11 protein-coding genes are annotated in these 12,676 nt (G+C 69.4%); 3 read left to right on the top strand and 8 right to left on the bottom strand.

Annotation, left to right across the window (positions count from 1 at the left end; translation table 11 throughout):
* Positions 1 to 71 precede the first annotated feature (71 nt).
* Complete coding sequence (locus tag FHU35_RS20155; protein WP_145742045.1) at positions 72 to 872, top strand: SAM-dependent methyltransferase; 801 nt, start codon at positions 72 to 74, stop codon at positions 870 to 872.
* A 9-nt stretch (positions 873 to 881) separates the two neighbouring features.
* Here the strand turns inward: FHU35_RS20155 and FHU35_RS20160 are convergent, their stop codons facing one another.
* The 3 genes from FHU35_RS20160 to FHU35_RS20170 form a co-directional block, all read right to left on the bottom strand.
* Positions 882 to 2,042, bottom strand: coding sequence for an MFS transporter (locus FHU35_RS20160; RefSeq protein ID WP_145742047.1), 1,161 nt, complete (start codon positions 2,040 to 2,042; stop codon positions 882 to 884).
* 75 nt (positions 2,043 to 2,117) lie between these two features.
* Positions 2,118 to 3,311 (bottom strand): acyl-CoA dehydrogenase family protein, encoded by a 1,194-nt coding sequence (locus FHU35_RS20165; protein WP_145742049.1) that lies wholly within the window; start codon positions 3,309 to 3,311, stop codon positions 2,118 to 2,120.
* Positions 3,308 to 4,489 carry a CaiB/BaiF CoA transferase family protein gene (locus FHU35_RS20170; RefSeq protein WP_145742051.1) on the bottom strand — a complete coding sequence of 394 codons (1,182 nt, stop codon included), beginning with the start codon at positions 4,487 to 4,489 and terminating at the stop codon, positions 3,308 to 3,310. The genes FHU35_RS20165 and FHU35_RS20170 overlap by 4 nt, the downstream gene beginning before the upstream one ends.
* A gap of 135 nt (positions 4,490 to 4,624) precedes the next feature.
* Here FHU35_RS20170 and FHU35_RS20175 point away from each other — a divergent pair, with 135 nt between their 5' ends.
* Positions 4,625 to 5,275 (top strand): GntR family transcriptional regulator, encoded by a 651-nt coding sequence (locus FHU35_RS20175; protein WP_145742053.1) that lies wholly within the window; start codon positions 4,625 to 4,627, stop codon positions 5,273 to 5,275.
* Positions 5,276 to 5,343: 68 nt separating this feature from the next.
* Here FHU35_RS20175 and FHU35_RS20180 read toward each other — a convergent pair whose 3' ends face one another.
* A complete protein-coding gene (locus FHU35_RS20180; RefSeq protein ID WP_145742055.1) occupies positions 5,344 to 6,204 on the bottom strand; it encodes a 3-hydroxybutyryl-CoA dehydrogenase in 861 nt (286 codons plus the stop codon).
* Positions 6,205 to 6,555: 351 nt separating this feature from the next.
* Between FHU35_RS20180 and FHU35_RS20185 the strand changes: the two genes are divergently transcribed.
* Positions 6,556 to 7,743: a low temperature requirement protein A gene (locus tag FHU35_RS20185; RefSeq protein ID WP_145742057.1), complete on the top strand. Its 1,188-nt coding sequence runs from the start codon at positions 6,556 to 6,558 to the stop codon at positions 7,741 to 7,743.
* Here FHU35_RS20185 and FHU35_RS20190 read toward each other — a convergent pair.
* The 4 genes from FHU35_RS20190 to FHU35_RS20205 all read right to left on the bottom strand — a co-directional run bounded on the left by FHU35_RS20190 (position 7,727) and on the right by FHU35_RS20205 (position 12,598).
* Positions 7,727 to 8,521: a serine hydrolase gene (locus FHU35_RS20190; protein WP_145742059.1), complete on the bottom strand. Its 795-nt coding sequence runs from the start codon at positions 8,519 to 8,521 to the stop codon at positions 7,727 to 7,729. The genes FHU35_RS20185 and FHU35_RS20190 overlap by 17 nt on opposite strands.
* A gap of 529 nt (positions 8,522 to 9,050) precedes the next feature.
* Complete coding sequence (locus FHU35_RS20195; RefSeq protein ID WP_145742061.1) at positions 9,051 to 10,055, bottom strand: substrate-binding domain-containing protein; 1,005 nt, start codon at positions 10,053 to 10,055, stop codon at positions 9,051 to 9,053.
* Positions 10,056 to 10,086: 31 nt separating this feature from the next.
* Positions 10,087 to 11,097 (bottom strand): ABC transporter permease, encoded by a 1,011-nt coding sequence (locus FHU35_RS20200; protein ID WP_145742063.1) that lies wholly within the window; start codon positions 11,095 to 11,097, stop codon positions 10,087 to 10,089.
* Positions 11,090 to 12,598, bottom strand: coding sequence for a sugar ABC transporter ATP-binding protein (locus FHU35_RS20205; RefSeq protein ID WP_246110437.1), 1,509 nt, complete (start codon positions 12,596 to 12,598; stop codon positions 11,090 to 11,092). The genes FHU35_RS20200 and FHU35_RS20205 overlap by 8 nt, the downstream gene beginning before the upstream one ends.
* Between the last annotated feature and the right edge of the window lie 78 nt (positions 12,599 to 12,676).

A 12,676-nucleotide genomic window follows, 5' to 3' on the forward strand; every position in this document is an offset into this window, starting at 1 on the left:
GATCGGATCGAACACCGTGGGTGACCAGTCGATTACTGTACGATTTTCAAGTAGAGCAGGAAGGAGGGGGCATGGTCGACACGCGCGACACCGCCGTCCGGGAGATGGACATCAGTCGTCCCGCCGCCGCCCGGATGTACGACGCGTTCCTCGGGGGTTGTCACAACTTCGGAGTCGAACGCGCGATCGTGGAGCGCATCGAGACCGCGCTGCCCGGCATCGCCGGGACCTACGTGGAAAGCCGCGCCTTCCTGCGACGCGCGGTCGAATACCTGCTCGCCCGCGGGGTCCGGCAGTTCCTCGACCTCGGCTCGGGCATCCCGACCATCGGCCACGTCCACGAGGTGGCGCGCCGACGCACCCGACACTTCCGAGTGGTCTACGTGGACAACGAACCGCTGACGGTCGCACACAGCAAACCCCTGCTCGCCGCCAACCTCAACGCCGGCATCACCAACGCCGACATCCGCGATCCGCAGGCCGTGCTGGAGTCCTCCGAGGTCCGCAACATGCTGAGGATGGATGAACCGGTCGGCCTGCTGATGTCGTCGGTGCTGCACTTCATCCCGGACTCGGACGGGCCGGCGGACCTGGTGGCGGAGTACCGGGACCGGCTCGCGCCGGGCAGCCACCTGCTGATCTCGCACGTGACCGACCACCACGACCCGGTCGCGGCGCGCACGCTCGCCGACCTCTACGCCGAGACCTCCGACCCGCTGCACCTACGCGATGCCGAGCGCATCGAGTCCTTCTTCGGCGACTTCACGCGGGTTCCCCCGGGCACGACCTACCTGGCCGAGTGGCGTCCGGACCCCGGCACACCGAGCGCGGCGTCGTTGCGCCTGCTGCGCGGCGGTCTCGCCCGGAAGTGATCGAACCGGTCACCGCCGGACGAAGACGAGCAGCACCGCAGCGGTGATGGCGCAGAGACCTGCCGCGAGCCACGCGCCAGCGAGACCGGCGGTCTCGGCCAGCAGCCCGAACAGCAGCGGGCCGAGGCTGCCGCCGAAGTAGATGCCGGTCTGGGTGAACGACGTCGCGCTGGCCACGCGGTCCGGCGCGATCTTCGCCACGGCGAAGTTCAGCAACCCCGGCCACGCCCACCCGGCACCGAAACCGATCGCCACACCGATGAGGAACGCGGCCGGGGAATCCACCGCCATGAGGGCGAAGCCGAGCGAGCCGATCAGCAGCATGACCGTGATGACCCGGATCAGGTTCGGGTTCTTGCGGTCGGCGACCACCCCGGCCAGCAGGCGGATCGTCAGACCGACCGCCGACCCGAGCGAGAGAACCAGCCCCGCAGCCCAGGGGCTGAAGCCGACCTCGACCGCGGTGGTCGTGACGAAGGCACCCAGCGCGTTGGCCGCGGCCGAGCCGAGACCGCCCGCGATCGCGATCAGCAGCAGCGCCGTGAAGTTCCCGTCGGCACCGCGTGAACCCGGGCGGGCGGCTTCGGAGCGCTCGGCCTGCGGGAGCTTCGGGACCGTCGCCGCCGCGACGAGGCCGATCGCTCCGCCGATCAGGAACACCCAGCGCCAGCCGATGGTGAGCGCGATGCCCGGCACCGCCACGCCGGCCAGGAGCGTGGCCAGCGGGATCGAGGACTGCTTGACCCCGAAGCCCATGCCTCGGCGATGAGCCGGAACGCCTTGCGCGATCAGCAGGTTCGAGGCCGGCTGCGCCAACGAGTTGGGCAGCCCGGCGAGCCACAGCAGCCCCATCAGCCAGACCGCGTTCGGCGCGGCCGCGAGCCCGAACAGGCACAGCGAGCTGCCGAGGACACCGATGCGCATGCCGAGCCGCGCACCGATGCGTTCGACCAGCCAACCCATGCCGCGGGAGGACACCGACGCCACGCCGAAGAATCCGGCCGCACCGACGCCCAGCAGGGCCGCACCGAAGCGCAGGTCCTCCTGCAGCTGCACGCCGAGCCCGCCGACCAGGAACACCGGGAACACGCCGACGGTCACCACCGCAGCCACCGACGAGAGAACTCGCGCTATCCCGACGCCGCGCTGCTGGACGGCCAAGGCTGACATCAAGACCCCTTCATCCCAGGTCCTGCCAGCTTCCGACCCCGAACGATCCTTAGCAAGGCTAAGGTGACGAACCCGTCATCCCCTGAAGGCGGGGATCCCGGTCAGCGCCTGACCGATGGTCAACGCGTGCATCTCGCTGGTGCCCTCGTAGGTCAGCACCGACTCCAGGTTCGTCATGTGCCGGATCACCGGGTACTCCAGCGAGATCCCGTTGGCGCCCATGATCGTCCGGGCGGTGCGGGCCACCTCCAGCGCGCCGCGCACGTTGTCCAGCTTGCCGAAGCTGACCTGCTGCGGGCTCAGCCGACCGGCGTCCTTGCGCTTGCCCAGGTGCAGCGCGAGCAGCCGCCCGTTCTGCACCCGCACCGCCATGTCGGCGAGCTTGGACTGGGTGAGCTGGAAGCCGGCGATAGGGCGTCCGAACTGCTCGCGGCTCGTCGAGTACTCCAGCGCGGCCTCCAGGCAGCTGCGCCCGGCGCCGACCGAACCCCACACGATGCCGAAACGCGCTTCGTTCAGGCAGGACAGCGGCCCGCGCAGCCCGGTGACCTCGGGCAGCACCGCGTCAGCCGGCAACCGGACGTCGTCGAGCACCAGCTCCGCGGTCACCGACGCGCGCAGCGAGAGCTTGCGCTTGATCTCGGGAGCCGAGAACCCGGGCGTGTCGGTCGGAACCACGAAACCGCGCACGCCCTCGTCGGTCTGCGCCCACACCACCGCGACCGAGGCGATGCTGCCGTTGGTGATCCACATCTTGCGGCCGTTGAGCACCCAGTCGGAACCGTCCCGCCGGGCCACCGTGCGCATCGACGAGGGATCCGAACCGTGGTCGGGCTCGGTCAGGCCGAAGCACCCGATCGCCTCGCCGGCCGCCATCTGCGGCAGCCACCGCTGCTTGTGCTCCTCCGAACCCCACCGCCAGATCGCGAACATGGCCAGCGAGCCCTGCACCGACACCAGCGAACGAAGGCCGGAATCACACGCTTCCAGCTCCTCGCAGGCAATTCCGTAGTCCACAGCGGACAGACCGGCGCAGCCGTAGCCCTCCAGGTGCATGCCCAGCACCCCGAGCTTGCCCAACTCCCGCGCCAGCTCACGGGCCTGCGGGAGCTCACCGTTCTCGTACCACTCCGCGACGTGCGGCTGCACGTGGTCGCGGCACAGAGCGCGCACGCTGTCGCGGATCGCCAGCTGTTCCGCGGAGAACTCGGCGTCGATCCCGAGCGGGTCGTGCGGGTCGAACTTCGGGCGGTTCCCACCGTTGCTCATTGCGAGTTCCTCCTGGCCGAGATCGGGAACAGCTGCTGCTCGGGGTCCTGCAACCACGCCAGGACCTCCTTGTCGTGCTCGCCGAGCAGCGGTGGCGCGGTCACCGCCGCGCTGCCGTGCCCGGAGAAGTCGATGGGCATCCGCACCTGCTTCGCAGCGCCTCCACCCGGGTCAATCAGCGGCCTCAGCCCGAGCGATTCCGCGTGGTCGACGGCCCGCGCCAGGTCGTTGACCTGCCCGCACGCGACCCCGACTCCCTGCAGCCGCTGCTGCCAGTCGGCGGCCGGACGCGCGCCGAGCACGCCTTCCAACCGGCTCACCATGTCCTCGCGGTGCGCGACCCGCTGGGCGTTGGTGGCGAAGTCCGGGTCGTCGGCCATCGACATCAGGCCCAGCGCCTCGCACAGCGTGCGGAACTGGGCGTCGTTGCCGATCGCGACGGCCAGGAACGCGTCCTCGCAGCGCAGCGTCTCGTAGGGGGCGATGCTCGGGTGCTGGTTGCCCATCCGCTGCGGAGCGCTTCCGGTGGTCAGCAGGCTCGACATCTGGTTGGCCAGCGAACCCAGCAGGCTCGACATCAGGTTGACCTCGACGTGCTGGCCCTGACCGGTCGTCTCGCGGTGGCGCAGCGCGGCCATGATGCCCAGCGCGGCGTCCTTGCCGGTGAGCACGTCGACCACGGCGACGCCGACCTTCACCGGTGGCCGCTCGGGCTCTCCGGTGATGCTCATCAGGCCGCCGAGCGCCTGCACGACGAAGTCGTACCCCGGCAGCTCGGCGCCCTCCTTCGAACCGAACCCGGAGATGGAGGTGTAGATCAGCCCCGGGTTGATCTCATGGGCGGACTCGAAGTCGAGGCCGTACTGCGCCAGCGATCCCGCCTTGAAGTTCTCCACCAGCACGTCGGCACGGCGCACCAGCTCACGCGCCGCCTCGCGATCCTCCGGATCCGACAGGTCGAGGGCGATGCTGCGCTTGCCGCGGTTGACCGACTCGAAGTAGGCGGAGCTGCTCTCGGTCCAGGGCGGGCCCCACGAGCGCGTGTCGTCGCCGGAACCGGGCCGCTCGACTTTGATCACGGTCGCTCCCAGGTCGGCGAGCAGCATCGTGGCGTACGGACCGGCCAGCACCCGGCTGAAGTCCGCGACGACGACACCGTCCAGCGGCAGCGCTTCCATGACCCACCCTTTCCAACGGCGCGCGCAGCAGGTTGCTTGCGCGACGGGAAATTTGGATCCAATATACAGTTGTTCGAAGCGCGGTCAAGCCGTTGCGAACGCCCGCGTGTCCGCACCCGACGTTGGAGACCACCTGTGCGCAGACCGCCCACCACGCAGGAGTACGTGCTCGATGAGCTGCGCAAATCCATCGTCGCGGGAGAACTCTCACCCGGCCAGCCGATCCGCCAGGACACCATCGCAGCCGGGATGGGCGTCAGCCGCGTGCCGCTGCGCGAAGCGCTGAAGACGCTCGAGGCCGAGGGCCAGGTCATCTACCAGCCGCACCGGGGCTACTCGGTGGCCGAGCTGTCGCTGGCGGACCTGCTGGAGGTCTACCGGATGCGGGAGCTGCTGGAGGCGGAGGCGGCGCGGGTGGCCTCCGAACGCCTCACCGACGCCGATCTGGCCCGCATCGCCGATGCGGGCCAGGACGTGGAGGCGGCCGCGGACGAGGGCGACCTGGTGGCGATGATCGCGGCCAACCGCCGCTTCCACTTCGCGCTGCTCGAACCGGCCGGGATGCCGCGCCTGCTGCGCGTGGTGCGCACGCTCTGGGACGCGACCGACGCCTACCGCGCCGTCTACTACAACTCGGGAACCAACCGGGCCCGCGTCCGCCGCGAGCACGAGGCCATCATCAGCGCGGCCGAGGACCGCCGCGCCGACGACCTGATCCACCTGCTCGCCGAGCACCGGGACCACGCCGTCGAGGCACTGCGGAGCACCATCGGCGACGAGGGGTAGGTGCTGTTTCGTGCGGTGGGGAAGTTTTCATGAAAACTTCCCCACCGCACGAAACCACCACGAATGACCTACTCGTAGTCGTAGAAGCCCTGACCGGTCTTCTTGCCCTTGATGCCGGCGTCGACCATGCGCTTGAGCAGCGGCGGAGCAGCGTAGGTGGGCTCGGCGAACTCCTGGTACATCGAGTCGGCGATGGCCTTGAGCGTGTCCAGGCCGACCATGTCCGACAGCCGCAGCGGGCCCATCGGGTGGGCGCAACCCTGCACCATGCCGTTGTCGATGTCCTCGGCGCTGGCGTGCCCGGCCTCGAACATCCGGATCGCCGAGAGCAGGTAGGGCACCAGCAGCGCGTTGACGATGAACCCGGACCGGTCCTCGGCGCGGATGGTCTCCTTGCCCAGCTGATCGGAGGCGAAGCTGCGGGCGCGCTCGACTGTCTCCTCGCTGGTGAGCAGCGACGGAACCAGCTCGACCAGGTTCAGCACCGGAACCGGGTTGAAGAAGTGCACTCCGATGACCTTGTCGGGGCGCTTGGTCGCGCCCGCGAGCTTGGCGATCGGGATGGACGAGGTGTTGGAGGCCAGGATCGCCTCCGGGTTGGTGAGCAGCTCGTCGAGCTCCTCGAACAGCCCGAGCTTGAGGCCCTCGTCCTCGGCGATCGCTTCGATCACCATGTCACGGTCGTCGAGGTCGGCGAGCGTGGTGGTGAAGTGCAGGCGCTCCTGAATGGCGTCGCGCTCCGACTCGGTCAGCTTGCCCTTCTGCACCGCGCGGTTCAGCGACTTCCAGAGCCGAGAGCGAGCGGCCCGGGCGGCGTCGTCGTCGACCTCGCGGACGATCACGTCCAGGCCCGCGCGGGCGCCGACCTCGGCGATGCCCCCGCCCATCTGCCCGCCACCGACGACTCCCAGGCGTTCGATCTTGGTCACCACAGTTCCTTCCGCTCCCGGCCGCATTGCCGCTACGCGACGTTGTCCGGCTCGGATCATGCCAAAGACCGCCGAACGTGACCGATGAACAGTGCGCGACCGCACATCGCAGGCCGACGCAGCACCCGCGACGCGGCCCGGAGCGCAAGGAGCCGGGCCCGTTGCGGACCCGGCTCCCGGTCGTCCCCCGACTGTCCGACCCTGACCCCCTGTGCGGTGTCGAGGCTACCCCACTGTCCGTGTCCGGGTGCATGCGCTCCGGACATGCACGCTTGATGATCATTTCGTTCGGGCAACACTCCCACCAGCATCAACGAAGGGCAGCGTGGCGGACTGCGATAATCCGCCTCCATGAGCAAGCAAACGCCGCTGCGTCGCCGGATGCGCTCTCGCGATCCCGGGGAAGAGCACCGCGCAGCGACACCACTCGAGCTCCTGTTCGACCTGTGCTTCGTGGCCGCCGTCGGCCAAGCCGCGGTGCAGCTGCACCACGGACTCGCCGAAGGGCACTACCTCCCCACCGTTGCCGGCTTCGTGATGGTCTTCTTCGCCATCTGGTGGGCGTGGATGAACTTCACCTGGTTCGCCTCCGCCTACGACACCGACGACATGCCCTACCGGTTGCTGACGCTGCTGCAGATGGGCGGCGTGCTGGTGCTGGCCGCCGGGGTACCGGCGACGTTCCACGACTACGACTTCAGGGTCGTCACCTTCGGCTACGTGGTGATGCGGGTCGCGATGATCGCGCAGTGGTTGCGCGCCGCGGCCGAGCACCCGGAGGGCCGGACCTGCGCACTGCGCTACGCCGGTGGCATCGCGGTGGTCCAGGTCGGCTGGCTGCTGCGCCTGCTTCTTCCGCACCCGTACGGCGAGATCGGCTTCGTGCTGCTCGCCGCGGCCGAGCTGGCGGTCCCCGCCTTCGCCGAGCGGAAGCTGCAGACCGCCTGGCACCCGCATCACATCGCCGAGCGCTACAGCCTGTTCACGATCATCGTGCTGGGCGAGGTCGTGCTGGCGGTGACCGCGGCGATGCAGGAGAACGTCGCCGACGGCGGCTGGTCGCCGGGACTGCTGGAGATCGGCGTCGGCGGCCTGCTGATGATCTTCGCGATGTGGTGGATCTACTTCGAGCACTCCCCCGTCAAGCACCTCAGCGACACCCTGCGCGGCACGTTGACCTGGGGGTACAGCCACATCTTCGTCTTCGCCTCGGTCGCGGCGGTCGGTGCCGGGCTGGAGGTCGCCATCGACGCCGACGCGCACAAGGCGCACATCGGCGACGTCGCGGCCGCGCTCACGGTGGCCGTGCCGCTGGCGGTGTACCTGCTGCTGGTCGTGCTGCTGCAGTCCCGGTACTCCGAGTCGGGCAGGATTCAGGCGCTCATCGCTGCGGCCGGTTCGGTGCTGCTGCTGGCCACGTCGCTCCTGGCACCCGCGGTCGGCGTCTCGCTGACCGTCCTGCTGCTGGGCGTGCTGATGGCGTTGCTGCTGGCCGTCGGGCTGTCCGCGCAGCCGAAGCCGGTCACGGCAGACGACTGAGCGCGGTACCGGACACCTCGGTGATGTCGGCTACGGCCTTGCCGTAGCCGACATCGCTCGGCTGGGAGCTGAGCAGGGCGACGACGTAGCGGTGGCGGTCGGGATCGACGACGCCGGCGCTGTGCACCCAGACCTTGCCCTGCTGGCAGCACATCCAGCCGTTCTTCACCGCGTGCGCGTTCAGCGCCATCAGCCCGAACTTCTGGTTGACCCCGTCCGCGGCCTGACCCGGAGCCGCGTGCAGCGCGTCGAGCACGAAATCGCGATCGTCGGACGGCATCTGGCTGAGCAGGTGCTGGAAGACGGCGGCCATGTCGCGGGCGGTGGTGACCGTGTCGCCCCAGCGCCCCTGATCGCCCGGGGCCCGGGTGTGCTGCAGGTGCATTCGGGCAGCCGCCGAGGTGATCAGCGACGGCCCGCCGTAGCGCTCCCACAGCGCGTTCATGGCCTCGTCGTCGCTGGGACCCAGCGCGCGCCGCAGATCGAACCGGTCCTGCGGCGTGACCCGGTGGCGTTCGAGCAGTTCGACGGCCACGACGACCTTGGATAAGGACGCGGAGTACATCGGCTGCTGCCCGTGCTCGCCGACCGCGAACTCACCGGTGGCGCGGTCGAGCACCGCGATGCCCAGCGGGTTGTCCTGGTCGGTGGCCTGCTGGTCGGCGGCCGCCACGGCCTCTGCGGGAGCACCCGTGGGCGGTTCGACGGGCGTGCCGTGCAGCGTGGCGACGGCCGACGGCGCGCAGGCGGCGAGCAGAAGTGCGAGGACGGCAGCCACCGCTGCCCCCGCGCGCCGGCGCAGCGGATGCGAAGAAGCCGGTTCCCTGCCGATCACGCCGCCCCCCGGTTGCCGTGGTCGTGCACGTCGGCGTCGCGAACCCGATTCACAACGACGCCATCCGGTCACGACAGCACAGTCGGGGGAACATCGCAGGTGGGAGCGCTTGCTACCGCGTGCGGGTAGTAACCGGGATCCAAACCACCCGATGGGGACCGCCCCGATGACCGGACGTCACGCCCGCGGGCCCACTCCCGGAGCAGCTCACGCACCCGGTGGTCGATGACGTCGCGATTCTCGCGCTCCGCATCCACCCCGAGCCCCGCCGGGCCGGGGAGTTCCCCGTCTCAGCAGCGGGCAGTTCTGGTCCGAATTGACCGGGCAAAAGCGACATCGATCATGGACGGTTCGGGCCAGAACTGCCCGGTGGTGCTCCCGCCAGCGATTCCTGCGCGCACGGGAGAACCCCGGTGATCGCGCACGAACACCGGGGTTCTCGTCGTGAGTCGACCGCCGCGTCAGCCGTGGGTCACTGCGGCGGGTTCTCGCAGGAGGGGTTCAGGATCTTCTGGACCTCGGGGGTTTCCAGGTTCTCCTTGGTGATCAGCGTGGCTCCGGTGTCGGTGTTCGCCGACTGGTCCCCGGTGCCGCGGATCTTGGCGACGGCCGTGTTGACCGCCGCGTAGCCCATCTTGAACGGGTTCTGGGCGATGAGACCCGTGATCACGCCGTCGCGGAGCGACTGGATCTGCCCCTCGGAGGTGTCCCACCCGATGATCTTGACCTGCCCGCCCTTGCCCGACTGGCGGACGGCCTCGGCGGCGCCCAGCACGCTCGGCTCGTTGGCCGCGTAGATGCCGTTGAGGTCCGGGTTGGCGGTCAGGATGTCCTGGGTGACCTGCAGGGCCTTGTTGTAGTCGCTGTCGCTGGACTGCTGGGCGACCAGCTGCAGACCGGGGTGCTTGGCCAGCCCGTTCTTGAAGCCCTGACCGCGGGTCTCGTTCGTGCTGGTGCCCGCCTGGAACTCGATGAAGGCGACCTTGCCCTTGCCGCCCAGCTGCTTGGCCAGCTCGTCGGTGCCCTGCTCGGCCGCGGCGACGTTGTTGGTGGCGAACACCGGCACGTCCGGAGGCTGCGGCGTGGTGCCCGAGTCCATGTTGACCACCGTGGTGCCCTGCCCCTGCGCGGTCTTGGTGATCTCCGACAGCGCCTTGGCGTCGGTGGCCGCGTAGACGAGACCCTTCACGTTGCCCTGGGCGAGCATGTCCTGCAGCAGGCTCTGCTGGCCGCTGACGTCGCTCTCCGAGCTCACCCCGTCCCACTGCAGGTCGACGTCCTGCTGCTTGTCGCCCGCGCACTGGGCGCCGACGCGGACCTTCTCCCAGAAGTCGAAGCCGATCGCCTTGGGCACCACTGCGATCTTGATCGGGCCGCCGTCCTGCTGCCCGCCGCCGGTCTGCTCGCGCACGCCGACGCTGCAGCCGGTGGCCGCGAGCGTCAGCAGCACGCAGGTTGCGGTCAGAACCTTCTTCATCGCCGAGCTCCCTTGCTCATCGCGAATGTCGCTACCCGGCGTCGCCGCCGAGCTTCCGGCGCTGGTAGTAGTCCCACCAGACGGCCAACCAGATGATCACGCCGATCAGCACGTTCTGGTAGAAGGTGCCGATGTTGAGCTGCACCGCGCCGTTGCGGATCACCGCGACCAGGAAGGCCCCGATCAGCGAACCGAGCACGGTACCGCGGCCGCCGAAGAGGCTGGCGCCGCCGATGACGACCGCCGCGATCACGTCCAGCTCCAGCCCCTCGCCGAAGTTCGGCTGGCCGGAGTTGATCCGCGAGGCGGCGATCATGCCGCCCAGGCCGGCCAGCGCACCGGAGAGCACGTACACCGAGGTGATGTAGCGCTTGACCGGAACACCGGACAGCCGCGCGGCTTCCATGTTGGAACCCATCACGTACGCGTAGCGGCCGAGCCGGGTGCGGGTGAGCACCACGTACCCGAGCAGCGCCACCAGGACGATCAGCAGCACCGGGATCGGCACGATCCCGACGACCCCCTGCCCCAGCAACCGGAACGAGTCCGGTGCGCCGAACACCGCGACCGCGCCGGTGGCGATCAGGACCAGACCGCGTCCCACGCTGAGCATGCCCAGAGTCGCGATGAACGGCGGCAGTCCCACCACCGACACCAGCAGGCCGTTGACGAGCCCGGCCAGCGCTCCGACGACGAGTCCGCCGACGATGCCCAGCAGCGGGTTGAAGCCGTACTCGGCCATCAGGAGGACGCCGATCACCCCGGAGAGAGCGGCCACCGACCCCACCGACAGGTCGATGCCGCCGGTGATGATCACCAGCGTCACGCCCACCGCCATCACCGCGTTCACCGAGGTCTGCGACCCCAGGTTGAACAGGTTGTCCGCCGTGAGGAACGACGGCGCGACGATCGACAGCACGATGAAGACGAGGATCAGCGCGCCGGCCGCGGCGACCTGGGAGACCGCGCCGGAGAGGCGATCGCTCAGCCCGCCCAGCAGCCCACGGTCCCCATCGGACGGTGCCTTGGTCTGCTCAGTCATGGTTGCCCTTCGCTCCGGTCGCGAGTGCGACCACGCGTTCTTCGGAGAACTCGGTGCGCTGCACCTCGCCGGTGATCCGGCCACCGCGCATCACCAGGATCCGGTCGCACATGTTGAGCAGCTCCGGCAGGTAGCTGGAGATCAGCACGACCGCTTTCCCTTGCTCGGCGAGGGAATCCATCTGCGCGAACATCTCGGACTTGGCGCCGACGTCCATCCCGCGGCCCGGCTCGTCGAAGAACAGCACGTCCGCCCCGGTCTCCAGCCAGCGCCCCAGCACCACCTTCTGCTGGTTGCCGCCGGAGAGCGTCTGCGCCTGCCGTCCCACGCGTGGAACGCGGATCCGCAGCGATTCCCGCTGGCGCTCGGCGATGCGCCGTTCGCCCTTCAGATCGATGAGCCCGTAGCCGAGCATCGGCAGCTTGGCCATCGTGATGTTCTTGTCCACGCCGAGCTGCAGGGCCAGTCCGTCGGCCTTGCGGCTCTCGGTGAGATAGCCGATCCCGGCGGCGATGGCGTCAGCAGGTCCGCGGATGCGCAGCTTGCGACCGTCCATCGTGACCGTTCCGCGCTCGGCGGGTTCGGCTCCGAACACCGCGCGCGCCAGCTCCGTTCGTCCCGCGCCGACCAGACCGGCCAGCCCGACGATCTCCCCGGCGCGCACCTCGAAGGACACGTCGCGGACCTTCTCGCCGCGCGAGATCCCCTCGACCTTGAGCCGCACCTCACCGGGCGCCTGATGGGTGCGCGGGTAGAGGTTCGACACGTCGCGGCCGACCATCAGCTGCACCAGCTGCGCCTCGTCCAGGCCACCCGCCGGGCTGGTGTCCACAACGGTCCCGTCGCGCATCACGGTGACCCGGTCGCCGATCTCGAAGATCTCATCCAACCGGTGCGAGATGTAGAGGACCGCGATCCCTTGAGCGGTGAGCTCGCGGACGATGCCGAACAGCTCCTCGGCCTCCCGCTCGGTGAGGCTCGCGGTCGGCTCGTCGAGGATGAGCACTTTCGCTTGCACCGCCAGGGCTTTGGCGAGTTCGACGCGCTGCTGCTCCGCTGTGGACAGCAGCGACACCCGCCTCCCGGGGTCAACCTCCAAGCCGACGCGGGCGAGCAGCCCGTGGGCCGCGCGGCGCTCGGCGGCGCGGGAGATCCAGCCACCCCGGCCGGGTTCGTGCCCGATGAAGAGGTTCTCGGCCACCGACAGATCGGGGGCGAGCGCGAACTCCTGGTGCACCATGGACACACCGAGCCGCCTCGCCGAGCCGGGCCCCTGGAAGGTGACCGGCGCGCCGTCCAGTTCGATGTGACCGCTGCTCGGCTGCTCGATCTGGGCGATCATCTTCATCAACGTCGACTTGCCGGCACCGTTCTCACCTGCGAAGACGTGCACTTCACCGGGTGCGATCTCCAGCGTGACGCCGTCGACGGCCACCACTCCGGGAAACCGCTTGCCGACGCCGCGCAGCGCCACTGCGGGGCGTTGTCCGCTGGCTGTCACGGCGAGCCTCCCTCGATCCTCGATGATCGTGCTCCACGTCACGGTGCGCCGGATCATACCCACAGCTTCACTCATCGT

This window comes from Saccharopolyspora dendranthemae, from assembly GCF_007829955.1.
GTDB lineage: Bacteria > Actinomycetota > Actinomycetes > Mycobacteriales > Pseudonocardiaceae > Saccharopolyspora > Saccharopolyspora dendranthemae.

Excerpts from the sequence above, each read along its gene's own strand:
- FHU35_RS20155 (WP_145742045.1), top strand. The coding sequence starts at position 72 with ATGGTCGACACGCGCGACACCGCCGTCCGGGAGATGGACATCAGTCGT.
- FHU35_RS20160 (WP_145742047.1), bottom strand. The coding sequence starts at position 2,042 with ATGTCAGCCTTGGCCGTCCAGCAGCGCGGCGTCGGGATAGCGCGAGTT.
- FHU35_RS20165 (WP_145742049.1), bottom strand. The coding sequence starts at position 3,311 with ATGAGCAACGGTGGGAACCGCCCGAAGTTCGACCCGCACGACCCGCTC.
- FHU35_RS20170 (WP_145742051.1), bottom strand. The coding sequence starts at position 4,489 with ATGGAAGCGCTGCCGCTGGACGGTGTCGTCGTCGCGGACTTCAGCCGG.
- FHU35_RS20185 (WP_145742057.1), top strand. The coding sequence starts at position 6,556 with ATGAGCAAGCAAACGCCGCTGCGTCGCCGGATGCGCTCTCGCGATCCC.
- FHU35_RS20195 (WP_145742061.1), bottom strand. The coding sequence starts at position 10,055 with ATGAAGAAGGTTCTGACCGCAACCTGCGTGCTGCTGACGCTCGCGGCC.
- FHU35_RS20200 (WP_145742063.1), bottom strand. The coding sequence starts at position 11,097 with ATGACTGAGCAGACCAAGGCACCGTCCGATGGGGACCGTGGGCTGCTG.